Source organism: Roseivirga seohaensis subsp. aquiponti, from assembly GCF_001267955.1.
GTDB classification, from domain to species: Bacteria; Bacteroidota; Bacteroidia; order Cytophagales; family Cyclobacteriaceae; genus Roseivirga; species Roseivirga seohaensis.
This window is the reverse complement of record NZ_JSVA01000016.1, coordinates 46,069-69,576: the sequence shown is the minus strand read 5'-3', so window position 1 is coordinate 69,576 and position 23,508 is coordinate 46,069. Positions and strand designations below refer to the sequence as shown.

Annotated in this window: 24 protein-coding genes; 9 read left to right on the top strand and 15 right to left on the bottom strand. The window is 39.7% G+C overall.

Translation table 11 applies throughout. The features are described 5' to 3' along the window. Positions 1-100 precede the first annotated feature (100 nt). From OB69_RS13795 to OB69_RS13785, 3 genes are all read left to right on the top strand, one after another. Positions 101-1,417, top strand: coding sequence for a hypothetical protein (locus tag OB69_RS13795; RefSeq protein ID WP_053224326.1), 1,317 nt, complete (start codon positions 101-103; stop codon positions 1,415-1,417). A 138-nt stretch (positions 1,418-1,555) separates the two neighbouring features. After that, on the top strand, positions 1,556-2,605 hold the full coding sequence (locus OB69_RS13790) for a hypothetical protein (RefSeq protein ID WP_053224325.1): 1,050 nt from the start codon (positions 1,556-1,558) through the stop codon (positions 2,603-2,605). Positions 2,606-2,680: 75 nt separating this feature from the next. Then, positions 2,681-3,001 (top strand): hypothetical protein, encoded by a 321-nt coding sequence (locus OB69_RS13785; protein ID WP_053224324.1) that lies wholly within the window; start codon positions 2,681-2,683, stop codon positions 2,999-3,001. 72 nt (positions 3,002-3,073) lie between these two features. Here the strand turns inward: OB69_RS13785 and OB69_RS13780 are convergent, their stop codons facing one another. Beyond that, entirely contained in the window at positions 3,074-3,793 is a 720-nt protein-coding gene (locus OB69_RS13780) for a DUF4397 domain-containing protein (protein WP_053224323.1), read from the bottom strand. Between the two features lie 376 nt (positions 3,794-4,169). On the opposite strand from OB69_RS13780, the gene OB69_RS13775 reads away from it, so the two are divergent. From OB69_RS13775 to OB69_RS13760, 4 genes are all read left to right on the top strand, one after another. Then, positions 4,170-5,072 carry a hypothetical protein gene (locus OB69_RS13775; protein ID WP_157608585.1) on the top strand — a complete coding sequence of 301 codons (903 nt, stop codon included), beginning with the start codon at positions 4,170-4,172 and terminating at the stop codon, positions 5,070-5,072. Between the two features lie 3 nt (positions 5,073-5,075). Then, positions 5,076-5,417: a hypothetical protein gene (locus tag OB69_RS13770; RefSeq protein WP_053224321.1), complete on the top strand. Its 342-nt coding sequence runs from the start codon at positions 5,076-5,078 to the stop codon at positions 5,415-5,417. 203 nt (positions 5,418-5,620) lie between these two features. Next, the gene (locus OB69_RS13765; protein WP_062591531.1) at positions 5,621-5,929 is read left to right on the top strand and encodes a helix-turn-helix domain-containing protein; all 309 of its coding nucleotides are present in this window, start codon (positions 5,621-5,623) and stop codon (positions 5,927-5,929) included. 2 nt (positions 5,930-5,931) lie between these two features. Continuing rightward, entirely contained in the window at positions 5,932-7,227 is a 1,296-nt protein-coding gene (locus OB69_RS13760) for a type II toxin-antitoxin system HipA family toxin (RefSeq protein ID WP_053224319.1), read from the top strand. A 3-nt stretch (positions 7,228-7,230) separates the two neighbouring features. On the opposite strand, the gene OB69_RS13755 is transcribed toward OB69_RS13760, so the two are convergent. From OB69_RS13755 to OB69_RS13745, 3 genes are all read right to left on the bottom strand, one after another. After that, positions 7,231-7,614, bottom strand: coding sequence for a cupin domain-containing protein (locus tag OB69_RS13755; protein ID WP_053224318.1), 384 nt, complete (start codon positions 7,612-7,614; stop codon positions 7,231-7,233). 68 nt (positions 7,615-7,682) lie between these two features. Then, the gene (locus tag OB69_RS13750; protein ID WP_053224317.1) at positions 7,683-8,276 is read right to left on the bottom strand and encodes an aspartyl/asparaginyl beta-hydroxylase domain-containing protein; all 594 of its coding nucleotides are present in this window, start codon (positions 8,274-8,276) and stop codon (positions 7,683-7,685) included. 150 nt (positions 8,277-8,426) lie between these two features. Beyond that, a complete protein-coding gene (locus OB69_RS13745) occupies positions 8,427-10,391 on the bottom strand; it encodes an LruC domain-containing protein (protein ID WP_053224316.1) in 1,965 nt (654 codons plus the stop codon). A 334-nt stretch (positions 10,392-10,725) separates the two neighbouring features. Between OB69_RS13745 and pnuC the strand changes: the two genes are divergently transcribed. Together pnuC and OB69_RS13735 are read left to right on the top strand one after the other, a co-directional pair. Then, positions 10,726-11,331 (top strand): nicotinamide riboside transporter PnuC, encoded by a 606-nt coding sequence (gene pnuC / locus OB69_RS13740; protein ID WP_053224315.1) that lies wholly within the window; start codon positions 10,726-10,728, stop codon positions 11,329-11,331. Next, positions 11,318-12,304, top strand: coding sequence for an acyl-CoA dehydrogenase family protein (locus tag OB69_RS13735; RefSeq protein WP_053224404.1), 987 nt, complete (start codon positions 11,318-11,320; stop codon positions 12,302-12,304). Before pnuC ends, OB69_RS13735 begins: the two co-directional genes overlap by 14 nt. A 296-nt stretch (positions 12,305-12,600) precedes the next feature. Here the strand turns inward: OB69_RS13735 and OB69_RS13730 are convergent, their stop codons facing one another. The 11 genes from OB69_RS13730 to OB69_RS13680 form a co-directional block, all read right to left on the bottom strand. After that, a complete protein-coding gene (locus OB69_RS13730; RefSeq protein ID WP_053224314.1) occupies positions 12,601-13,017 on the bottom strand; it encodes a GxxExxY protein in 417 nt (138 codons plus the stop codon). Between the two features lie 261 nt (positions 13,018-13,278). Continuing rightward, entirely contained in the window at positions 13,279-13,920 is a 642-nt protein-coding gene (locus tag OB69_RS13725; protein ID WP_053224313.1) for a DUF6266 family protein, read from the bottom strand. 178 nt (positions 13,921-14,098) lie between these two features. Beyond that, complete coding sequence (locus tag OB69_RS13720) at positions 14,099-14,584, bottom strand: DUF6943 family protein (RefSeq protein WP_245620822.1); 486 nt, start codon at positions 14,582-14,584, stop codon at positions 14,099-14,101. A gap of 561 nt (positions 14,585-15,145) precedes the next feature. After that, complete coding sequence (locus OB69_RS18880; protein WP_100626886.1) at positions 15,146-15,364, bottom strand: GDCCVxC domain-containing (seleno)protein; 219 nt, start codon at positions 15,362-15,364, stop codon at positions 15,146-15,148. Then, on the bottom strand, positions 15,361-15,969 hold the full coding sequence (merTP, locus tag OB69_RS18645; protein ID WP_053224310.1) for a mercuric transport protein MerTP: 609 nt from the start codon (positions 15,967-15,969) through the stop codon (positions 15,361-15,363). The genes OB69_RS18880 and merTP overlap by 4 nt, the downstream gene beginning before the upstream one ends. Continuing rightward, entirely contained in the window at positions 15,966-16,334 is a 369-nt protein-coding gene (locus tag OB69_RS13705; protein ID WP_053224309.1) for an ArsR/SmtB family transcription factor, read from the bottom strand. The genes merTP and OB69_RS13705 overlap by 4 nt, the downstream gene beginning before the upstream one ends. A gap of 1,020 nt (positions 16,335-17,354) precedes the next feature. Beyond that, a complete protein-coding gene (locus OB69_RS13700; protein WP_053224403.1) occupies positions 17,355-18,152 on the bottom strand; it encodes a cation transporter in 798 nt (265 codons plus the stop codon). After that, a complete protein-coding gene (locus tag OB69_RS13695) occupies positions 18,152-18,577 on the bottom strand; it encodes a methyltransferase family protein (protein WP_245620828.1) in 426 nt (141 codons plus the stop codon). The genes OB69_RS13700 and OB69_RS13695 overlap by 1 nt, the downstream gene beginning before the upstream one ends. 177 nt (positions 18,578-18,754) lie before the next feature. Then, positions 18,755-20,923, bottom strand: a complete 2,169-nt coding sequence (locus OB69_RS13690) for a TonB-dependent receptor (RefSeq protein ID WP_053224307.1) — start codon at positions 20,921-20,923, stop codon at positions 18,755-18,757. 60 nt (positions 20,924-20,983) lie between these two features. Next, positions 20,984-21,394 (bottom strand): Fur family transcriptional regulator, encoded by a 411-nt coding sequence (locus OB69_RS13685; RefSeq protein WP_053224306.1) that lies wholly within the window; start codon positions 21,392-21,394, stop codon positions 20,984-20,986. Then, complete coding sequence (locus OB69_RS13680) at positions 21,391-23,490, bottom strand: Piwi domain-containing protein (protein ID WP_053224305.1); 2,100 nt, start codon at positions 23,488-23,490, stop codon at positions 21,391-21,393. Before OB69_RS13680 ends, OB69_RS13685 begins: the two co-directional genes overlap by 4 nt. Positions 23,491-23,508 lie beyond the last annotated feature (18 nt).

Genomic DNA, 23,508 nt, shown 5'->3' with positions numbered 1-23,508 from the left:
CACTACACTTGTATGATTTTTTAAGTCAGCATGCTGACATGGTAATTATTAATGACCTCTCCATTTAGTTTTCTTCTCATTTAATATTCAAAACAATAAAATGAAAAAGGTGTTTTTCGCAATGATGCTATTGTGCAATTGGGCTATTGCTCAAAGCAACGCGCAAGAAAATTCAAAAGGAACAATTGGGATCAATTCTCAATTTTCATACAAAATGCTGGATCCTAGTCAGAACCTCAGGAAAGTAAATATTCTATTAGAGGAAAGGCAAAAAGGAGCTTTAGAAGATAGAAGTTTAACAATCGGCACCTCTCTGATTTCTATTTTTGATTATCAAAGATCGAATGAAGACTCGAAGTTCGCGTACCTTATGCGCCACCCAACATCCACAAACCAGATTGGAAAAACCGTTACTGAAGCAGTAATTCATTCTTTTCAGATTTCTACAACAGGTGCCATAAATAACTGGATTACAGTTCATGCCGAATTACTGTATAATCCAGAGCAAAGTTTTGGGCAAGGAACTATTACTACATTAACCAGGAACCAGATTCAACTTTACAAAGCATTTTTGGTAATGGGTGATTTGAATAAATCACCATTTTATGGTGCTATTGGTAAAATGGATGCACCTTTTGGTCAGGTAGGAAGCGTGAGTCCATTTTCTAATTCTACTACTTGGCATGCCTTCGGTGGTTTAGGTTATGGCTTACAAGTGGGTTATAGAAAAGGAGGAATTCATGCCAAATTTATGGCTGTGCAAGGTGGTAGCCAGTTCCGTGCCTTGGCTACTCCAGTAGGTAATGGTTCGAATGTGCCTTCTAAAATCAACAACTTTGTATCTGACCTTAATTATACAATGAATTTGAGCGAAGAAGCTGAACTGAATGTAGGCGGCTCGTTTGTATTTGGTAGTGCGTATTGTCATGCATATCCTGTAACACATTTCAACCCATGTCAAGATAATAATCCGGCCTATACCGCATATGGTAACTTAAAAATCAGCGATAAATTTGTGGCACAAGGTAGTTTTGCTAAAACTGTAAAAGTTTGGCCTGGCACTTTTAATCCCAATCCTCCGCTAGATGTGTTTCCAGCTTCAAAAGTATCTTCTTTTGATATTGGAGCAAAGTATAATTTCAACCCAGAAAGCAATGTAGTTTATACGCTGTCAGGTGAGTTTTCTAAGTTTATTGCTGGGCCTGAAGGCGCACCATGGGAAAGGCAAAACCAGCTTGTAATTGGTTTTGCGGGCATGATCAATCGTTCTTGCAAACTCTTTTTCGAAGCTTTTAGAACCGATGGCTATGTGCCTTTGAACTTTGTAAGCGGAGGTAATTTAGCACCAGGAGAAACGCACAGTGTGAGAGGCTCATTTAGTCATGGTGTGGTACTTGGTGGGCAAGTGATTTTATAAGATTAACCATCCATTTAGAAAAGCGCTTTCAGTTTTAATTGAAAGTGCTTTTTTTGTTTAAGGGTATAAGAATATACCCACCCCACGGTATAGTCGATTGGGTATAACTTCTAGAAATTTAACTCAAAAAAAGAACGTATGGCTTATACAGAAGTGGAAGTGGATTTACTTCCCGAGGAATTGAAGAAAGCAAAAACCAATTTGATTGGGATTTTAATTTTTATGCTCATTTTCTTCGCGTTTATAAAGTTCTTTTTCTGGGATAACCTTCTTTCCGACATCGATGAAATGATACCTATTATCATGTTTGGAGGTTTTTTTCTCTTGTTCTTAGCCGTGTTAGGCTATATAATGAGAGGTTTCATTTTGGATTTCTTTAAAAGGAAGAAGCAAATTCTGACGGGTACTATTACCGATAAACACATAGACATTACCACCTCGCATAGTTCTCGAGGGGGAGTCCGAGGAAGTAGCGGAAGTAAGACTACCACACGGAGAACATATTACCTTTATTTTGATAATAAAAAATTACCTGTTGATGCGATTATTTATGGGCGTATGTCGGTGGGTATGGAAGTTGAAATTCATTATTCCAAGTATTCTCAAACTGTTTTTCATAGCAGGGTAATTGCTGAGGCCGAAATCAGTGAAGATAAAATCAAAGCCATTGTTCCTGATGTCGATAAGCAGCAAAATTTTATACCAAAGGAACGAGAGTTACAAATGGCCAAGGCTGATTTTGAACTTCTAAAAAAGGCTAGAAATCGTGCAATAAAAAATCGTATTTGGGTTGTTGTTGTCTTAGGTTGGGTGGTTATTGGCTCCTTGTTTTCTGGGCTTTGGCTTATACCTATTATGCTTTTCCCTTTTACTATTTGGTGGTTTTTAGCTTTCAGAAAGATTGTTAAATACATTTTGGCCTATAGAAAGGAAGTGAATACTGGAATGAAAGTCGTTTATTCAGAATTGGTGCTCGACAAATTTAGACAAACTGGAAATACCAGAGGTTTTTTCATTCGTACTAATAATCAGCTCATTAGTGTAAATGAAAGTAATTATGAACAGCTGAAAATGGGCGATCTTATCATGGTGTTTAAAGGTAAAGCTACGGGTTGGGTGTTTGGGTTTATGACTTCCGATAATGAATTATATGAAGTAAAAAGTGACGCTAAGCTCAAAATGAAATAGATAATTAATCTGTAGTGAGTTAGAAAACATTTGTTGTAACTTAATGGTTAATCCTAAAACATTAAATTTTAAGCAATGAAAAAATTATCTATCTATTTCACTTTTGGGATAATACTATTAATGTTTGTTCCAAGCCCGATGAAGGCTTCATCAATAAGTGACCCAATAACTGAAGAGTCGAAAGAGAAATTAACGCATGAGGAAATGCAGGCTATGGTGGTTCGCTTGAATGAAATCAAAGACATGGACAAATCCAGTTTGACCAGAGAAGAAAGAAAGGAACTGCGTAAAGAGGTACGTGCTATGAAAAAGGATATTCGCGATAGCGGAGGAGGAGGGCTTTACATCTCTTCAGGAGCTATTATAGTTATTCTTTTATTGATTATTATTCTTTAAAAATATCATAATTGTAAAATAAGAAAGGCAACCCAACTGGGTTGCCTTCTTATTTCTAATCGCCTGATTTTATTAGTTTACTATAATTTGTGCGCTTAATGTATTGCTGTTGCCTGCTGGTGGTGTATTATATCCTCGTAGAATAATAGTGTAGTAATACCCATTCTGAAATTTGATATCAGGCACATTCAGTTCAATCGTATTGTCATCTGGAGATGTTACTTTTAGGTCATATTCTGCCGCAGTAAGCTCCATAAAATCAGAAGCATCCATAAAATTTGAGTCGCTAAATAAAGGGGCGGCTTGGCCCTCAGCTGTAACTTGTAATGTAGGCGCGTCTGGTGATAGGTTTACCAGCCTTACTTTGGCGTTTCCGTTACTTGGGGTATCTGAATTGTCCTCTAATTTCAACACTTTCAAATCATCATATTCTCCTACGGTAAATATTGAGTAGGCTCTTCCTGCGCCTAAAGCCAAGGTAGTGTCGGCAACAATATTATTTGCATTGGCTGGGGTAAATTTAAAATTTCTACTACCTGTAAAAAACCTTAAATATCCTGTGTAATCTGCATAATCGAAAGGATAAGTATTCAATTGCCTGTTATCAATTTCGATGTCTAAGGCTGGAGCGTTGGGCGATGCTTGATAAAGTGAAACGTAAGCCACGTTATCTGGAATGCTATCACCATCATCTGTATTACAGCTAGAAAGTAAAAATACCGTGGCAACCAACATCATCATACTCCTCATCATTCCTTTAAACGGAATCTCTTGCTTTGCATTTAATTTCATAATTCTGAATTTTTATTTGATTTAGGTTATTTATTTTGTTGTGCCTACTGCCTTAGTAGACAAGTGTTCGGGATTAAAACCACAAGTTTAATGCCATGGAACTTTCACTGTTGAAGTGAATTTACCCTTATCAAGCCGCTAGTTCAATGTGGCGTATAACATCAACTTATGTAGTTTTTTCTACAGTGTTAATAGACAAGAGTAAAGAATCAAAGGTTGGAACTTGCTTTGAAATATGGGCTTCAATCTATACCCTCCAGAGGGTATGGCTTATGCCGCTTGGCTGGTATTGAGTAAACTCTTAATTGACAGTAGATTTGATATCATGAAAAGATGACTCAGGTATGAGCGTTGGTCATCAAATAAATATATTTAAATGGGAAGGGTATCAAATTTATCGATGGCATTACTGGTGATAATGGCCAACACTGTTGCAGCACAATTTTCTAAATCTATAACGGATCTTTCATTGAATGGGCAGGTGGTAGAAAGCCAAATTCATTGGTATAGGTACGACAGGGAGACTAAAACCATTACAAAAATAAGAGAGACTTATGCGCTTTTTGATGAGGCAGGCAGACAATTGCAAGACAAAACTTCTGAAGTGCTGGAGGATAGAGTAATAGAACATAGTTACACTTGGAATGAAAATGGGGCAGCAAGCGAGATGCTCAATGAGGTGAGTTTTGCAGGTAATAAAAATAGTCGCTTTGCAAAGTTTAGTCATGTACGAAGTGCTGGTAAGTGGATAACTTATGAAATTTCAAGTGCCGATACCGCCCAGATTTATCAGTATGTTACCGGGGCACCTGAAACACCAAAAATGTTGATCGTATTCAATGGTAAAAGGGTTAAAAAAAGAATTGAAGACCATAAGTATTATCCAAATAGCACTGTTTTTAGCAGTATTAACATTACTCATGTTGAAGGCGATCGCAAGCTAGGAGCGGAGGAGATTGTGTTTGACGAGAATGGTTATAGAAAAAGCTATGAACTTAAGGGTGAACAGAAAGAGGTTTTATTTAGAGATGAACATAATGCTGTTGTTAAGTCGGTGATGGAGGCAAGGGGTAAGCAATACACCAATTCTGAAAGTATGTATGAGTACGATGGACAGGATAACTGGACGAAGGTTTATCGAAAAAGGCTCGATCAAGAGGGAAAGGTGATGGAGGAGCTTTATGGTTTTAAGAAAACTAAATTATGGTGGAAGGAGCCTGCTGGTTCTTTGGAGCCAGATTATTCGTTTATCAAGAAGACTAACCCTATAAACAAATAGAATATGCCAGGTATACTTTCATGGGTGTTGATTTTGGCGGGGCTTTTAGTGCTCTTGTTACTCATTTATTATTTTCGTTCACCTGAGAAGGCCACTCCGAACATACATAGAGCGATTCCTTTTGTTACGGCTGCTTTGGCCATTTGGTCTTTGGTTACCAGCTGGATGTGGTTTTATTATTTCAACTTAGTGCTTAGCATGCCTACACTATTGATTGCGATTTTGCTTAACTTTTGGGCGAGACATAAGAAGCTTGACGAAAGATCGGTAAAGCTGAATTGGTATATAATCGGTGGTACTATTTTGTTGAGTCTTTTAAGCTTCATCTTTTTTTTCATGAGATAATTGGTCTTATTGATCGGTTACTTTTTTACATTAACTGAAGCCGCATAAAACCTATTGTAATAGGTTTTATGCGGCTTTTTTGTATTTAACACATTTTATTATAGGTTTTATGAAAATGAACTCTATCTTTGTTTAGCATGTTACACCTATAACATTAGGTTTTATGTGTATATTTGTTATTTAAAACCTATAAATTTAGGTCTATGAATTGGAAGAGGATGACAGATCAGGCCATTGTCGATGAGATGGGCAGGCGGGTCAAGCAGTTAAGGTTGCAGAAAAGGTACACTCAGAAAGAGCTTGCTCAAAATGCTGGGGTAAATATCAATACGATTCAAAATCTCGAATATGGGCGTTCTGTTACTTTATCGGTATTAATTCAGGTGCTTCGTGCGCTCAAATCTCTCGATCAGCTTGATTACCTCATTCCTGAAGTGGAAGAAAGCCCTATGATGGTAATGGAGCGTGAGCTTAAACCTATGCAGCGGGTACGTAAATCTAAAAAGAAATAGTCATGCTAGTATTAAGGGTAAAGATTTGGGGCGAACTAGTGGGCGCTGTGCTTTGGAACGAGCAAAGGCAGTTGGCTTCTTTTGAGTTTGCTCCTGAGTTTGCAGAGGGTACTACTGACTTGGCGCCACTCACCATGCCTTTGGAAGATATTAAGCGGGGTGAGCGCATTTTTTCATTCCCCAATTTAGGGAAGGCCACTTATAGCGGTTTACCGGGCTTGCTTTCCGATTCGCTCCCTGATGCTTTTGGAAATCAGATCATCCGTTCTTGGTTGGCTTCTCAAGGTAGGGCTATCAACTCCATTAACCCCATTGAAAAATTAGGCTATGTGGGTATTCGTGGCATGGGGGCACTGGAGTTTGAACCAGCTACTACGCCCTTCGGAACGCAGGTGAAAGATATCGAAGTGGAATCCTTGCTTTCGCTAACCAATAAGGTATTGGAAGAACGGCAAGCGGTAAACCTTAACCTGACGGCAGATGAGGAGCAAGCCATGACCGACTTGATTCGGGTAGGGACTTCGGCTGGAGGGCAGCGCCCCAAAGCAATTATTGGTTTCAACCCCAAAACGAAAGCGATTAAATCGGGGCAGTTTACTTTGCCTAAAGGCTTTGAATATTACATGCTAAAATTTGATGGGGTAAATGAAGGGAGTTTGGGTGACCCAGCGGGTTATGGACGTATAGAAATGGCTTATCATTTAATGGCGAAAGATTGCGGCATCGACATGATGCCTTGTCAGCTTTTGGAAGAAAATGGGCGAGCGCATTTTATGACTCAGCGTTTCGATCGGAGAGAAGAAGGAAAGAAACTACACATGCAAACTTTGTGTGCCATGGCACATTACGATTTCATGATGCCTGGGCTGTATGGTTATGAAGATGCTTTTGCCGATATGCGTGAATTGCGGTTGCCATATCAGGATTTTGAGCAACAGTATTTGCGTATGGTGTTCAATGTAATTGCAAGAAACCAAGACGACCATACTAAGAATATTGCTTTTCTATTGCCTCAAGGCGGAGAATGGAGACTGTCACCAGCCTATGATGTCAATTGGGCCTATAACCCTCATGGCGACTGGACCAGTCAGCACCAAATGTCGATTAGGGGAAAGCGTGATAATTTTACGCTGGACGATCTATTGGGTTTTGCCAAGGAGAATTCAATCAAGAAGCCTCAGCAGTTAATCGATCAGGTGACTTCTGTAGTGAATGATTGGCCGAAATATGCTGCTCAAACTGGGGTAGATAAAAGTAGGGCTTCAATCATCGGTAAAACCCACCGAAAACTGAAATAGGATTTAGATTTGCTCCAATTTGATATGAACGGCTAGTAAGGTTTCATTACCCAAAACTTTGGCAGAATGCCCATGCTTTTCAGTATCGAAAAGAATATGTTTTGGCAGGTAGTCTTTGGCAATAAACATGCTGCCAGCGCTAAAATCTTTATGTTCCCCATTCCGAAGTGTAATTCTTAAAGTGCCGCTTTGTACCAGAATTAAAGTAGGGTCGCCAGCCACATGCCAATCACTTTCATAGCCTGATTTGCTGGTTCGGATTCTTAGATTCTGGGCATCAATTCGCTCGGTTAAATTCATTCCGCCCCGAACATGTTGAGGGAAGGCTTCTTCCGAAAAAACGGTAACGAAATCTTCATTCACGCTGATGGTAGGGATACTGATCATGGGAGTGAAGAAAGTGAAAAAATCTTTACCTACATAGAGACTTCAACCCTTTGAGAAAATGTATTAGTTTAATCGTTTGTAGCTGCTTTTTGGATAAGATCTCTCAACCAATCATTCGGAGCCATATCAATGGTGAGATTGATTCTGTCGGTTGTGCTGCCATTCACTACTTTATGTGGGTCGGTAAGGCGTAAATACCAGCATTCACCAGGCTGCATGGGTACAGGGGTTCCGTTTAAGAAAAAATCTACTTCCTTACCCACAAGTATAGGAATGGTTAAACGCACCACAGACCTTTCAACTTCTAAACCTAAAGTAGGGTCGGTATGTTCTTTTACTTCGTTGCCAGCAGCCAATCTCAAAACTCTCACTAGAGTGACACGAGTATGTTCCTGAAACTTATCTATGATGCTGGTTAAATATGGGGTTGAAGCCAAGGCTGGAATGTTCATCCATTCTGTCCAGCTACCATCTGCATAATCATCGGCAGGAGGAGGAAAGGGGAGGGATGGGTCTACCTGGTGGGCAGGTGCTCGCAGCGGAATTACATTGTAATAAATAAATTCGTTCATGCCCAAGGTTTTCACCTCAGCTTTCATTTTTTCTACATCGAAAGTAAAGGGTAATCTAACACGATCATTGGCAACGGCAGCTATGGACATGGTTTTAAATTAAGGTTATTAATAAAACCTTAAGTAAAACTTTTTTATTAATTGATTCAATTAAAATGATTGAAATATAAGCGAAAGCTACCGTGGCTTTCGCTTATGTTTTTGTTTTTAAAACTAGTGATCAAGTCTTATTTCGTTTTATCAATTATTAAAATAGAGCTTGCTTATATTTCGATAGCCAGAATTGTCTCCATACCAATCGCGATACGTTGCTCCTTGGCTTAATCCCCAATCTACAAATTTGTTATAGCCCTGATCTATTCTAGCTTTTTCAATTGGGTATCTGAATTCATGAATAATATGGATTGCCCAAGGTAAATTATTGCTGTCTTGATAGGTTTTTCCTGCAACTAAATTCGTGTCGTCATATTCCGTTCCGAATAGACTTCCATTTGCTAGAGAAGTAGGCATTTTTCCTGCCAAGTGCAGTTCAGTTCCTCGGTCATAACTTGAGAAAATGAATGGATTGAAAGGGGCGTCACCGATCAATTCAGGATCAATTGGGTGGGTAAATTCTACAACCACCTCAATTTCGAATGGAGTAACTTTAGCTTCATTTGGATCTGTATTTATGAATTTTGCTCCCGTGGCTGGTTTCATATGATTGAAACTATCGTTGAAGACAATGATTACAGCCTTATCTTGCTGATCTTCTAGGCCTTTGGCATTTAGGGAAGTATTATTACCAGCCGTTTTATGCCCTGTTACCGATTCCACTAAAGTGGGGTCAACATCTAATTCTATTCCAAATCCGCTATGGTTTGCAGCTCCTACGGCTCTTATAGTAAAGTTCATGATAAATCTCACACTCTTGTTATTACTATTCAACACATTGGTATATCGGTACCCAATCACCATGTCATTGAAGTCGTAATCACCCTTTAAAGGCCATAAATCTTCAAAAGCGAAAGAACCCATTCCTAATGCAGAAGGTGTGTAGGTGTCAACTGCTGCCTCTGGATCGTTAGGATAATCATCTAACTCATCAATAACTCCATCATTATCGGAGTCTTGCTGACTTAAATCTGTCGTCTTACATCTCCATGCAGTAAGGTCATTTATTTTTTTGTCGAAAGTTTTTACAATTTGGTAAGCGCCATCTTCTTTACTGATTTGGATAAGGTTTGAGTTAGCATCATTGGTACCCACAAAAATGCGGTCTTGCCTGTCGATGGCCATAGAAGTAAGCTGAAAAGGGAAGTTTTCCGCACTAATTCTTACAATCTCAGCTGTGTTGTTTGTGTCGTTAATCTCGGTAAACTTATACAAACCTGAAAAACAGGCCAAATAGAGTTCGCCAGCCGAATCGAAAGCCAAGTCACCTCCACCACTGTTGTTGATAAAGCCATTTATGGTATATTCTGCAACTACATCATTGGTTTCGGCATCCACTTTATAAAGCAGTTCTTTATTGCCCATGTAAAAAAGGCCGTCTTTGTATTCTAACCTTGGGTAACTTCCATTAAATGGATTACTGTTGTGTTTAATAGAGAAGGTGCCGTTGGCAATATCGTAAGCATATAATGTCTTATTTACATTGTAATACATAATTCCATTCTCTTGATCTAAGGCATTGGCAATTGATCCTCCACCTTCTAACTGACTCAAATCGGTTGGATTAAAGGCGTCATCCGAAACATCAATCGTAAAGAAATCGCCATTACTATTTACCGCATAAAGGTGATCGAAACAGCCTTCCTTGCTATTAGCTGCCGCTGAACTAATGCTGACATCTATGGTCAGGTTTGCACTACTTCCTTCAATATTTAATAGGTAATCCTCCGTACCTCCCGCCTCAGATTTTAAAACATGCATATCTTCTACTGAAGAGGGAAGCCACTGACTTACATTAAGTCCGTTGGTTTGTTTAATGTAGGCTCCCAGCATTTGACGATCTCCATTGTATAGATAATATAGTTCGTATTTGGCAGGAGTGGTATTGTAATCTTGTATGCTTAGATTGACCTTCTTTGAGGTTTCAAAATCGAAGTTTTGGAAGGAATAATCACGTAACGATTCCGTATTTTCAATCGCTTCTTCGAAAGAAGGTTCTTCAATGCAGGAGGTAAGTGTTACGATTATTGCTAAGTACAAGAGCTTTTTCATATTTCACTAGATTTGAGTCAAAAATCGATACAACGAGGGGTGAAAAGCTGATTTTTCGATGAGTGAACCATTTATTTCGCTCAATGGCTAGGTTTGACGATAAGCAACAGCGCTAGTTTTTACACCCTTTAATAAAAACTCCTGAATCCTTTTCTACTATACGTTTGAATCATACATTTGCCGTTAAGTGGGGTGCTTGCTAAATGGCAGGCTGAGATGATACCCAGGAGTTTTGCTCCGCACCTGATCCAGATAATGCTGGCGTAGGGATTTAAGGTTATTACGGTCTGTAATGACCCGGTTCATCTCCTCATTTCATTGAAAATAACGAACAATGATAGAGGAATTTCTAACAGAACTTACTTGGCTTGAAGGCCTAGGAACGCTTTTTGGTATTGTGCAGGTGATACTCGCACGCCAAAACAACATCAACACGTACTTATTCGGAATAGTGGCCATACTCATGAGTATGTGGGTACTTTACCAAAGTGCATTGTATGCCGATATTTTGCTGCATATGTATTATTTGGTCATGAGTATTTATGGCTGGCTATACTGGAAATACGGCAAACAAAAAGCAGAAGCGCCCATTAGTAATTCTACTCAGCAAGAACATTTAAAGGCTATTCTAATAGTGCTCGGCTGTTTTGGGTTGATGAGTTATTGGCTCAACTTCCATACGGATTCTGATGTGCCCATTTGGGATGCAACTGTAAGTGCTTTTGCCTGGGCGGGTATGTGGTTAATGGCCAAACGCAAGATTGAAAACTGGGTTTATTTGAATATTAGCAACATCATTTCAATTCCGCTTTTGATTTATAAAGACCTCTATATCTACGCAGGTATGTCGGTGTTCTTGTTTATTATGGGTACATCGGGTTATTTGAAATGGCGCAAATTAATGAGTGAAGAAAATGGGAATGCATATGCAACAGCTTAAAGAATGGTGTAGTGATGCACCTGTTTTTAGACCAGAAGTGCTGGACTGGATCGCCAAAGAAAACTTGTGGAATATTTGGGTACCGAAGACATTTAAAGGAAGAGAAATGTCTTTAACCGAAGGGCTAAAACAACTTCAGACATTGGCCAGAATTGATGGCAGTTTGGGTTGGACAGTGACGCTTTGTAGTGGAGCCAATTTCTTTATTGGAAACCTTAAGCCTGAAGTGGCAAAGGAACTTTTCGCTCAGCCTGCAATTTTTGGAGGAAGTGGAGGTATGTTCGGTACCGCTGAAAAGGAGGGGAGCAGCTACCGACTGAACGGCACTTGGCGATATGCAACGGGTGCGCCTTATTTAACTCATTTTACTCTAAATGCTAAGATTGTAGAAAGTGGTGTTGAGCAGGTAAATGAAGATTGTTCACCCAAATTTCTCTCCTTTGTAATTCCGGCCAGCGAAGTACAAATCATAAATGACTGGAACACCATGGGGCTAAAGGCCTCGGCTACTCATTCTTTCGAAGTGAAGGATGTGCTAGTAGGAGAGGAATACAGCTTTGTGTACAATCAGTTTCATCTTCCTCAGCCAATTTTTAAAACGCACTTTTCTGTCTTTGCCGACCTCACCCTTTGGGTAAACTACATTGGTATGGCAGAACATTTTTTAGCAGAGGCTCAGGTAAAAGATGAGAATCGGTTGACTGACTTAAAATCGGTAATTGATGCTGCAAATCAGCAAGTCTATGCTTTCGCTCAGCAAGTGGAAAACCTGACTGCACAGTGTAATCAGTTTACTGAAGCCTTTATTCAAGAGGTGCACCAAGCCGCCTCTGCTTCTGTTAAAAACTTATCGGTAGCCATTATTGGTTTACAACCCTATTTGGGGGTGAATGCAAGCAGAGAGAATGCTGTGCTCAATCAAATCTTCAGAGACTATTTTACAGCTACCCAGCATCATATATTTACGAGGTAGGTTTCTGCTATCTGTATCGCAGATTTGATGGATTTAGGGATTGCACTGATTTAGGATTGAAGTAGAATAAGTTTTAAGCAAGCATCTGTGTTATCCATTAATCCTTATCATCTGCGTTTCTAACTTTTTTTGTCTGTATCACAGATTTGATGGATTTAGGGATTACGCTGATTTAGGATTGAAGTAGAAAAAGTTTTAAGCAAGCATCTGTGCTATCCATTAATCCTTATGAATCTGTGTTTCTACCTTATTGTCTGTATCAAAGATTGGATGGATTTTGGGATTGCTCAGATTGGCTAAGGTGTGGTTGTATCGGCTTTGTCGTCAAGGTTCATAACGAACCTTTTAAAGAAGAGGCTCTTTTCTCCAAAATTGATGAGAAGTCCAACCTCAAACCTATAAGCACGCAAGTAATTGATAATTTGTGCTTTATGAACTTCTTCTAGCTTTGTAGTGGCTTTGAGTTCAACAAGCACTTTGTTTTCAACAATAAAGTCTGCTTTTCTGGTGCCTATTGGTTCAGCGCATTCTCTGTAAAAGATATATTGTTCTTGTTCTCTTTGGAAATTAAGGTTGGCCTGATTGAATTCGTAGGCCAATGCTCGTTGATAGATCACCTCTTGAAATCCATTTCCCAAAAAAGAATGAACTCTCATAGCTGCACCAATTATTTGATGCGTGAGGTCTTTGAACTGATAGTCTTCACTAGGCATAGTTCAATATAGGCAGAAATCTGTGTTATCCATTAATCCGTATAATCTGTGTTTCCAACAGTTTTACTTTCCGATGCAAAATATTTTAAATGCTTTTAAATTACTGTAAATCAGTATGTTGCTAAAAGTGTAGAAACGCATTAGCAACAAAAAACGCTTAGGAATGTCAAACTAAGCGATAATAAAGGAAAAATCGAGGGGTACGGGCATAAAAAAACCGCTCCACAAAGGAAGCGGTTTTCAAGGAAAACACCAATCGCTTTACGCAACTGTTACAGAGCCTAAATAAACGCTGTTGGCGACTTTAGTTCCGTCTTCTGATACAAAACCTAAGAAGACTTCAACGTCTTCTCCTGAGTACTCAGAAGGCACTGGAATGGTCGCTGATCCAGCAGACCTTGCTGGTCCCGCAGTGGTGAACACTGCTTCTCCTCGGGTAGTGTTCAAAAGAACAATCAGAGCTTTGTCTGTTGCTTGAGCACTTCCGCTTCCTGAGTTGTCTGTCCAGGTTGCTTCTACGTTTCCAGCACTTGGAGAAGTAGCTGCACCGTTGGCCGCACCTGTCAAGTTACCACGAGTAACCAATGAACTTGCATAGTCAATCATGAAGTTTGGATAAGCTCCAGTAACTGCATTGTTCAGGTTGTAGGACATAGCCGCATTGAATTGGGTCATACGGTTTGCATACAACTTGAAACCGACTCTCAGGAAGTCTGTCATTGGCTGCAAGAACCTTAGGACAGTTGAGAATTTCGAACGCTGGTCAACCTGACCTTCCGTTCTTGGATTCGCTACACTGGAAGGTTTGATGCGCAGGTAATCGATGCCCTTCCAAGTTCCACCGATTACATTCCCTACTTGGCCTGATACGCCACCGAGAATACCTTGATTAATTTTTCCCATCTCTTTACGATTTTTAAGGAGTTAAACATTTGCTTGGACTTGACACGGACTTACCATGGATTTGCCCTTCGCCAACTAAATTACTTCAAGAATTAGGCGGTAGTTCTCTCTTGGGTGCTGTTGCGGTGGTGTGCTTTATTTTGCTTTTGTCGCCCTGTTTTTTTGGCAGGGCAGGAAGTTACCCTGCATCTGCTTCTTTCATCAAGTCATAAAATATGGCTTGTCTGGCAGTATCAATCATCTTTAGTGTGACTTTGATTTTTTGCTCGTTGGTATCGAGTAGTTGAAGGGCTTGAATTGCCTTTTGAAATGCCAGGGCTTTGCAGCTTGCTTTGGTAGAGCTTTCCCGGATCAGCTTTCGGCTTTCATCAATAGTCACAAATGGAATTACAGAGCCTTTCAGGAGATAGTGAAATGATTTTGACCTCCACAATCCAAAGCAAAGCCAAAAGAGAAATTCCCTGTCCTCTTGGTTGTCGGTGAGGCAAACAAAGCAATTCGGGCAAGCGTTGTTGAGCGGTTTCCCGCTGTTCAATCCTTTATTCAGGATAAAGAAGTGCGGCTGTTGGTAGCTGCTTTCCAGTCGATGTGTTTTGATACAAAACGATTTCATACAGTGAGCCATTAAAGTTTTGCTCGCTGCGCTTCGCATATATTTTTTCAAAAGAGAAAAGAAAAAAGGGAAAAAAAGAAAAGAGAAAGCTGTCTTTCAGGCGGGTGAGGCTCGGCTGTCAAGGTTTTTGGAAAAAATACTACCCGAAGGGTGGAGATTTTTTTCAAAACCCGTAGGGCTTGACCTTGACTGTCCGAAAGTGCGATGGGCATGTGCGAACCCGCCTATCTTTGCTTTTCTCTTTTTAAAATTTTCCCTTAACGAGTAAAAAAAAGAGCCCCCTAAAAAGGAAGCTCTGAAAGGCACAACTCGAACCAAAAAACACGCAGCGTATAATCTGTGATGCCACAACGCTGAATGCCTGCATGAAACGGGAGACCTGAGGTGCGAACGCCCGCCAACAACCACCGGCTGCCGAAACGGACTCTGAATAATAACTTAAACATAATGCCCTCACACTACAGGACGGTGCGATTGCAGCAAGGGCTGTGGAAAAAAAATACTACCCGTAGGGTGGAGATTTTTTTTCCTAACAGGCGAAGCGAACCCTTGCAGCTCTCGCATCCGCACGCCTGTAACTTTGCTTTATGTTTGAGTTATTTATTGTCTGATTTACCGACAGCATGAACTGTTACCACCTTCTTGGATTGGTGGGCATGCCACTGTACCATAAGAGCAGTAAACGCAACAATCACCTTGTAACGGTTTAAGTATCTCCTTACAATTTTCGCACTCATAGAAATACTGACACGCATCTGTAGGCATGGTTTCTTCTTTCTCATGTCCACATTTAGGACAAGTAATTGTTGATTTAAGGACTACTTCACTCATTTTGATTTGTTTACCGATTCTACTTTGTAACCTGTTTTGTTAACAGCTGATTTTACTTGCTCAATGTCTGTTTTAGATTCATCAAACGTTACCACTGCATTTGCTTTTTCATAAGAAACCTCTAATCCTAAAATACCAGGAAGCTTACCAATTTCAAGTTTTACATGTTCTTCGCATCCCGTACAGGTCATTCCAACAATATTGATTTCGTAGGTTGATTCGAAATTGACATTTTCTGATTCTGATAGTTTGGTTTTGGGGTAAAAAGTATCTGAGTAATAAGGGAATGCAAGCATGATCGCTGCAAATACCGTCACTATACCAAGGAATTTCTTTGACTGCCAAAAAGAGGGCTTTTCTTCATCACAAACGCAGGCAATTTCTTCCTCCGTTCTTGGCCTCAATTTCTGATACCATGCAAATGCTAAAACGACTACAGTTATTCCAATCAACCAAGGGCGAAAAGGTTCTAACCAAGAAAATGTTGCAGCTACTCCACTTGAACCTGCAAGTAGTGCCAACACTGGTGTAATGCAACAAAGCGATGCACTAATAGCCGTCAATACGCTTGTCATTGCTAATGAGCTTGATTTCTTGTTTTTCATAATGCTGATTCTTTTTCTGGTGTTAATAGCCCAAATATTGGATTCAGAATGAGGTTGTTGGATTCGGAAATAGAGTAGAATATTGTTTGACCTACTTTGTTTGTTTCAACCAGACCTGCATCTTTTAGCTTTCTCAAATGCTGAGAAATAGCAGGAACTGTCATGCCCAGAATATCGCTAAGATCACATGGACACATTTTGGATTCCTTTTCCAATAGAAACAGAATCTTTAGGCGTACTTCATTACCAGCAAGATTAAGTGTTCTTGCTATTTGGTTTATTGTATTCTCTACTTTTTCAATGTCTTGTTTACACTGGATGATCTGTTGTGCATCAGCATAAACTCTAATACAAGATTTCGTCATATAGAATCGTATTTAAGAGATTACTTAAATAAATACAAAGAAAGGAAAAAGAGTTTAATATTTAAGCAAATACTTAAATATATCAATCAGAGATAAGCTTCATTACGATAGGTGTGTGAACGCAGGTAAACCCAGGCGAAGTCATTTCTGCGAGCCGCCTGCGAGCGGAGCAAGGGTGGTGGCTGCAAAAGCCCGAAGAATGAGGGCGGCAGACGCCTACCGTTTACGGCAGGGCTGGCGTGTTTTTTTGCATCAGGGTCGGCAAAGGCAAGGGTAGCGACTGAACGGAACGAAACGATTGTTGGAAAGGAATGGAGCAATAACTGCCTGCAATAGTTTTGGTAGGGTTTGTATTTTTTGATTGCAGTACAAACCCATTGGAGGGGGATTGCAGGCAGATTGCGGAATGACGGTGCGTTGGCTCGTGTAGTGAAGTGAAAGAGCTATTCTTGTGAGCGGTGCTGAAAGTGGCTGAGTTGAAGGAATGAGGAACGAATGACTGAAACGAAGCGACTGAAAGCACATTGGGGAAAGCAAAAAACATGACAGCCCGATCAGCCCGCAGCGACCCGCAGGCGAGCAAAAACAATAAGCAGCGGCAGACCCCCAATTAAAAATATTGTGAGTGTAGCGAACACCTTAGAAGGGGTTTGGGGGGATGAAATAGCTGCGAGTGAGGAAGGAGAGAGTGTGTGAAGCAAAACAAGTGAACGGCAGTGAGTGAGCACCTACTGGAGCGCAAACGAGCTGGTAAGTGAACGGTATATGCAAGGGCGACAGAAGGGAGTTCATTTTATAACCCTTGCAGATATGTTTTTGCGGAACAAAACGGAACGACTGACGAACACCGCTTTACCTGCGTTGGGGGGTGCGTTGGGAAAAGCAAGTGTGGCACGGTATGGAATGTAGCGCAGCGGAATGGAATAACGTGCTACTCTTGCTGTGTGGTGCAGACGGTTGGTAAATGGAATGAGGCACGAATGAAATGCACCTACCGTAGGCACAATGCCGTGGGAGGGGTTACCTTGCTAATTTGAGTATTCGAAATGCACCCCGAATGACTATCAAAAAGACTATTGAACCAATTGCAAGGTCAGGAATTTGACTGCCCGTAAAATAGACAAGTGTACCGGCTATTATCACACCAAAATTTATAATAATATCATTGGAAGTAAAAATCGCTGAAGCCTGCATGTGGGCTTCTTTGCTTTTGGATTTTTGAATGAGGTATAATGATAAACCATTGGCTATTAAGGCAAGAATAGAGATTACAATCATGGTTTGAAATACAGGCATTTCTTCTGAACCTATAAAACGTCTTATCACTTCAACTAATCCTATTAGGGCTAGGAGTAATTGAAAATATCCACTCCATTTCGCAACGTTCTTTTTGCGGATAGCAGATTGCCCCACTGCCATTAAACTGAGTGCGTACACAATAGAATCAGCCAACATATCTAATGAATCAGCCACTAACCCCATTGACTTTGAAATCCAACCAAAGAGTATCTCAATTACAAAAAACGAGAAATTAATCAGTAGTACTGCCCATAGTAGTTTTCGCTCTTTTTTGGAGTCTGTAGAGTAGTTTATTGACTCTGTCGTTTTTGATTCGGAAACCAACTTTGTATCCAATTTCAGCTCTTCTAGTAGATTCAATATTTCAGATGAATTGCCAAGGTGCATTACAGTTAGTTTTCTGTCTTGAATGTCAAAATCAAGTTGCTGTATGGAATCATAGTCGGCTAGCTTCATACGAATCATTTGCTCTTCCGAAGGGCAGTCCATTTTTGAAATATGAAATATTGTTTTTTGCATCAAATCCATCGTCTCACACTGTTTTTATATGCTTGATATGCTTCACCATGTGTTTCAAGTAGGTACACTTCTTCTAATCTTACTTGGACTTGTACGGTTATGAACATCACTAGTACCAATGTAAAGCTCAGGGTGTTTGGAAGAATGAGGAAAATGCCAATGTAAAATACCACTACGCCTAGGAATACTGGATTTCTTGAGATAGCAAATATCCCTTTAACTACTAATTCAGTCTTTTCGTCATAGTCTATTCCAATACGCCAAGAATCTGACATTTGAACTTGAGCGATTAATGTCCAAAGAAATGAGATTAGCAATAGGGCTACACCGACCATTTGTATTGAGTCCCGCAATAAAAAAGGAATAGGATTCAAAAACTGATAAACAGCTGGTAGGTAGGAGTAGCAGACAATAGTTATAGCCATAAAAAGAACAGCCATTTTGTAAATGAAACCGAGGTAGTCATGTGCATTCTCGGTTGAACTGAAAACAAAAGGATTAACACCCGATTGCCGCCACACTATGATGGATCGAAACACAAAGACTATGAGCAAATACGCAACGGTGATAATTGGAGTTATGATTTGGTAAAAGTCCATGGTTTAGAAAATGTTAATCTTCACACCACCATTAAATACAAAGCCTGGAGTGGGTGCCCATATATCATTAAAGGTTGGATTCGAAATTGGAGCATTTACAAGTGGCTCAAAATTGGTTTGCATTGTATTGGTGAAATTCTCGAAGTTGGCAAATAAGGTAATGTGTTCAAAGTGTTTCATCACCATAAAACCCATTGTCCAATAGTCCGATTTTTGATCAAAGCTGTTATCAAATTGCCGACCTGTGTAGTAGAGTTCGTAGCCAACTGACCAATTGTCTTCTAATTCATACATCAGAATGAAACCTGCCATACTCTCAGGGGTTAAGGGCTGCTGCTTATTTATATTGTCGTATTTCAGTTCTGTGTTGGTATAGGTGTAATACATAAATAATTTAAAGTCTTCGTATGTGGTTCTAATCGAAGTTTCAAAGCCTGAACTTTGAATTGGGCCATCGGCATTTTCATAAAAGTATGTGCTGCTTGGTACATCTTCTCTTAGGACTAATGCTTGGTTGAGCTGCGTGAAAAAGAAGAGTTGGTTAATGGCAAAAGTGAATTTGTCTAGTACAATAGTTTTATAGTTGAAGTCAATATTCCCACCAATGGAGGTTTCGGGATTGAGTGAACTTGTGCTAATCGGTGCTATATCTCTATAATAAATACGCTCCGCATCTTCTGTAAATAGCGTTGGAAGTTTATAACCCATTGCACCGCTTATCCTTGAAGAAAACTTATTACTGTGCTTGTAAAGTAGAGCAAGTCTTGGCAGCACAAAAGGGCCATGCTCAATGTTGTAATCTGTACGCAAACCACCTTCAAAAACAAACCTTTCACCTAAGTTCCTGGTGTTCTGAATAAAAGCACCAAACGTATTGAATGTGTAATCCTGAGCGCCAAGGCTATCAGGATTGTTGTCTGTAAAAGATTCGTAATAATGATTCACTCCTAAGTGCCATTCATTTTCATCTGATTTGTCCAGTTTTAGAAATGCTTCTGAAAAACTGGATAGCTGCTGTCCGTCAAATAGATAATCGGGAATAGTTAATTCACGGTTGAACAGGCTAATATTGTTTTTTAATATTATCTCACGGTTATCTTTCCGGTTCTTCAAAAGAAATTGAGAATTATACCTTTCGGATTTATTTACCTCCATAAAGACATTTTCTATCTCGGGATTGCCGTCAATCACTTTCATATCTCCACCTGTTCTTTCATCAAGGGTTGCACCTACACCAAGCGAAACTTCTGTGTTGTTGTTGGGATAATAAAATAATCGTGGATTTAGAGTGAGAGACTGTGATTGAGGCATGTTCGAGAAACCATCATCATCTGGATCGTACGCTATTTGATTGTTTCCCGACCCATACATGGTTAGTCCCAACTTTCCATACTTCTGGGCATAGAAGATATTTCCTGTAGTTCCCAATGCGCTTGTTTGGTCAATCATTATGGTAAGTTCAGGTTCTTCTTCTGGGGTTTTGGAAACCAAGTTTACGATACCTGCAATGGCTCCACCCCCGTAGAGTGTTGAATTTCCACCTTTAATGATTTCAAACTGCTTTAAGTCAAGTGGCGGGATCTGTAAGATTGATAGCCCACCTGCAAAGCCGCCATATATCGGTGCTCCATCACGGAGCATTTGGGTATATCTACCGTCAAGTCCCTGAATACGTATGTTCATGTTTCCTGAACTCAAAGAGGTTTGTTGCATCATTATACCTGGAGACTCTCTAAGTACCATGCTTATGTTACTTGAGTTCATTGCGGCTTTCTCTCCAAGTTCTTCTAGAGTTACAGCTTCTATCCGTGTTGGAATGGTCTCTATTGTTCTTGAAGAACGTGTAGCAGAAACAATTACTTCTTCAAGCTCTTCACCGGATTCCATGACAATAACAATCGTTTTACCATCTGATTCAGGAAAAAGGAGTGTTTTGGATTGCGGTTCATACCCTACATAGCTTATGACAAAGTTGATTGAGCCGTTGGGAATATTTTGAAAATGATACTTACCATCTATGTCTGTTGTACCACCATTTGTCGTACCCTCAATAACAATAGTTGCTCCAATGAGGCTTTCACCTTCATCATCATTAACCTGAAAGTAAATGCTGTTTTGTGCGACAGCCGAAACGCTTAGTAGAATGAATAGAAATAGAAATGTGTGCTTCATGTTCAAGTTTTAATTCGAACACAAAGCAAGTAATTAAGGAGTGCAATGCCATTGCAAAGTTTAGGCACATGCCGAACAAATGCCTTCAATCAGATAATTGGCAAAGTTTGCTTTAAAGCCATTCGGTAAAGTTGGAGTTGCAATAGGGGTATCCTTTAGGCAATATGTTTTTTCACATTTAGTACATAGGAAATGGATGTGGTTATCTTTTAAACTGCAAATACAATCATCATCACAAAGGGCATACTTGATTGCTCCGCTACCGTCATTGATTCTGTGTACCAAATAGTTTTCTTGAAATGTTTTGAGCGTTCTGAATATGGTTGACTTATCAGCATTCTCGAAAAGTACTTCAATTTCATTCAAACTTAAAGCACGATTTTGCTCCATTAAGGTTTGTAAAACCAATAGGCGCATGGCCGTTGGTTTGATGGATTTTCTTAAAAGTTTTTTTTCGTGTAAGGTGTTCATAAAAACCAAAGATTGTCTTTACCGTAATCGGGAATCTCGTTGCCCTCAAAGTATGGTAGCATTTCTGCCACCATTTCAGGATACTTGATTGTTACTGGTAAGTTTTGTTGTCTTACTGATTTCCAGTACATGCGACTGAATTGATATACCTGATCGATAAGTTCTTTTACTGTTTTGTAATCATCAACCAATTCAGGGTTGGAGCAATTTATTTTGAGCTTTACCGGAAAAGAAAAACCATCATTGAAATTGAACTCCGATGCTGAATACCTGGTATTGTTGAAAAGTAGAAATCTGTTGTAGCCTAATTTGATAAAAGTGCCACTTACGGGCATCAAATCTTTCCAGTCCAAATCAAAGGCAACAATATCGGACGATTCCGTTTTGTTGATGGTGACGATAAAGACCGGAATATTCAATTCCAATTCTTTCAGGCCGTTTTCAATCGGTTCTACTTCTTCTCTACTCATGTCTTTGTAGAAGTGAATTACAAGCCTTCGGATTCCTGTATTTACATTGACATAGTCTTTAACTGCTCTTAGGATTGAACCTGCCAACTCTTTTGTCTGGTCTTTTTGAAAGCATTCAAAGCGGTTGAATTTCCCTGTATTGGAGAAACTGAAAGCACTTCCGATATATTGGATGTCAACTTCTGTATGCTTGAATGCTCCAATTCCAACAATCAATTCATTTTTCAGCTTTGTGTCCAACCTCCACGGAGTGCCATTGAGCTTTGCGAGAATGGCAATAGCTATGTTTGGCAAGCTGAAATGATACTTGTCGTTGCTAATCACTTTATCAGGATCTATCACCTGAGAGGAAACACCTTTTTTCAATAGTAGCTCTTTCAGCTTGTAGTAAACCAACCTCTGAGATTTGACTGGAACATTCTTGCTAATTGGGGTAATGTAAATGGCTATGTGTTGAATGTCGGTATCAAAGTCCTTGTCGTTGATTTGCTCGTACAGTTCTGGCCAAGGGTTATCCCTGTCTTTAAAATAGATTGCGAGTTCTTTATCTGGATGATAGGGTGTATGAATGAACTTTGATAGCCCCCTAAAGCCGTTGAGTTTGCCATTAAAGTAGTTATGAATCTTGGTTGCTACTTCTCTATCATCTTCATGGAGAATAAAAAAGAAATGAATCTTTGATGATGGACTTAATTCGAAAGGTCCATTTTCTGTAATGCCATAATAAGGTACATGGTGTAGCTTTTGATTTCCAAATACGAGTTTGTTGCTGGACTTTTCAATTGAGCCAATTCGGACTTCATTTACAGGAATAAACCCTTTGGAGGATAGCGGAATGATAGCTTTGAACTCGGCTGTATTAAGCTGCTCTCTGTAAAATTTATCAATGGCCGTTTTGAATTTCTTGTATTTGTTCGTCTTGTCTGGGGCTTCTGTTTCCTGATGCAAAGCATCCCTGATTTCAAAATTCCAAACAGGATAAACCTTGTCGTAATTTCTTTTTCCTTCATCCGGCAATTCATCAAAGCGGTGTAGTCCTTTTTCATAGACCACCCAATTGAATGCTTTTACTGGTACTTCCTCAAATAATTCTGATACAGGTGTTTTGAAAATCTTTGACTTGCCTTCAAATGTGACCAGTAATTCAAGGCTGTTTGAAACTGTCCTGAACTGCACTTTCAAAGAGAAACGATCAAATGTTTTGTAAATCCCTTCCTTGTCTTGAGTCTCGCTTGGCAACCAAATTTCTGTATCGCTTACAAAATTAGGTTTGACCAAATAGTCCTTAGACTTGAAATGGCTATGGATTAATGAATTGTAGTAGCGTTTGAGAATGGATGATGATAATGCGGAATTTGAAACCGGAACGGTTTTCTCAATTCCTTCTTCGGTTGTGATTTTTTCAAAGGTTGGTGTAGTTGGCTTAGTGACCGAAATGAAGCCTTCAATTTTTTGGCAAAACGATGTGTAGTAATGCTCCTGTTCCCCATACTTATCAATGACCTCATCAGGAACCAATGAATGGTAAATACGTGTGGTTCCTTCTTGCTCCTTATCTGAAAAATAGAATGTAAGCGAATCGCTTGGGTGATTGAATGTTAGTATGTTGAAACAGTGCTTTGCCATTATGAACGAGGGTTTTAA

Excerpts from the sequence above, each read along its gene's own strand:
- OB69_RS13795 (WP_053224326.1), top strand. The coding sequence starts at position 101 with ATGAAAAAGGTGTTTTTCGCAATGATGCTATTGTGCAATTGGGCTATT.
- OB69_RS13790 (WP_053224325.1), top strand. The coding sequence starts at position 1,556 with ATGGCTTATACAGAAGTGGAAGTGGATTTACTTCCCGAGGAATTGAAG.
- OB69_RS13785 (WP_053224324.1), top strand. The coding sequence starts at position 2,681 with ATGAAAAAATTATCTATCTATTTCACTTTTGGGATAATACTATTAATG.
- OB69_RS13780 (WP_053224323.1), bottom strand. The coding sequence starts at position 3,793 with ATGAAATTAAATGCAAAGCAAGAGATTCCGTTTAAAGGAATGATGAGG.
- OB69_RS13775 (WP_157608585.1), top strand. The coding sequence starts at position 4,170 with ATGGGAAGGGTATCAAATTTATCGATGGCATTACTGGTGATAATGGCC.
- OB69_RS13770 (WP_053224321.1), top strand. The coding sequence starts at position 5,076 with ATGCCAGGTATACTTTCATGGGTGTTGATTTTGGCGGGGCTTTTAGTG.
- OB69_RS13765 (WP_062591531.1), top strand. The coding sequence starts at position 5,621 with ATGAATTGGAAGAGGATGACAGATCAGGCCATTGTCGATGAGATGGGC.
- OB69_RS13760 (WP_053224319.1), top strand. The coding sequence starts at position 5,932 with ATGCTAGTATTAAGGGTAAAGATTTGGGGCGAACTAGTGGGCGCTGTG.
- OB69_RS13755 (WP_053224318.1), bottom strand. The coding sequence starts at position 7,614 with ATGATCAGTATCCCTACCATCAGCGTGAATGAAGATTTCGTTACCGTT.
- OB69_RS13750 (WP_053224317.1), bottom strand. The coding sequence starts at position 8,276 with ATGTCCATAGCTGCCGTTGCCAATGATCGTGTTAGATTACCCTTTACT.
- OB69_RS13745 (WP_053224316.1), bottom strand. The coding sequence starts at position 10,391 with ATGAAAAAGCTCTTGTACTTAGCAATAATCGTAACACTTACCTCCTGC.
- pnuC (WP_053224315.1), top strand. The coding sequence starts at position 10,726 with ATGATAGAGGAATTTCTAACAGAACTTACTTGGCTTGAAGGCCTAGGA.
- OB69_RS13735 (WP_053224404.1), top strand. The coding sequence starts at position 11,318 with ATGCAACAGCTTAAAGAATGGTGTAGTGATGCACCTGTTTTTAGACCA.
- OB69_RS13730 (WP_053224314.1), bottom strand. The coding sequence starts at position 13,017 with ATGCCTAGTGAAGACTATCAGTTCAAAGACCTCACGCATCAAATAATT.
- OB69_RS13725 (WP_053224313.1), bottom strand. The coding sequence starts at position 13,920 with ATGGGAAAAATTAATCAAGGTATTCTCGGTGGCGTATCAGGCCAAGTA.
- OB69_RS18880 (WP_100626886.1), bottom strand. The coding sequence starts at position 15,364 with ATGAGTGAAGTAGTCCTTAAATCAACAATTACTTGTCCTAAATGTGGA.
- merTP (WP_053224310.1), bottom strand. The coding sequence starts at position 15,969 with ATGAAAAACAAGAAATCAAGCTCATTAGCAATGACAAGCGTATTGACG.
- OB69_RS13705 (WP_053224309.1), bottom strand. The coding sequence starts at position 16,334 with ATGACGAAATCTTGTATTAGAGTTTATGCTGATGCACAACAGATCATC.
- OB69_RS13700 (WP_053224403.1), bottom strand. The coding sequence starts at position 18,152 with ATGCAAAAAACAATATTTCATATTTCAAAAATGGACTGCCCTTCGGAA.
- OB69_RS13695 (WP_245620828.1), bottom strand. The coding sequence starts at position 18,577 with ATGGCTATAACTATTGTCTGCTACTCCTACCTACCAGCTGTTTATCAG.
- OB69_RS13690 (WP_053224307.1), bottom strand. The coding sequence starts at position 20,923 with ATGAAGCACACATTTCTATTTCTATTCATTCTACTAAGCGTTTCGGCT.
- OB69_RS13685 (WP_053224306.1), bottom strand. The coding sequence starts at position 21,394 with ATGAACACCTTACACGAAAAAAAACTTTTAAGAAAATCCATCAAACCA.
- OB69_RS13680 (WP_053224305.1), bottom strand. The coding sequence starts at position 23,490 with ATGGCAAAGCACTGTTTCAACATACTAACATTCAATCACCCAAGCGAT.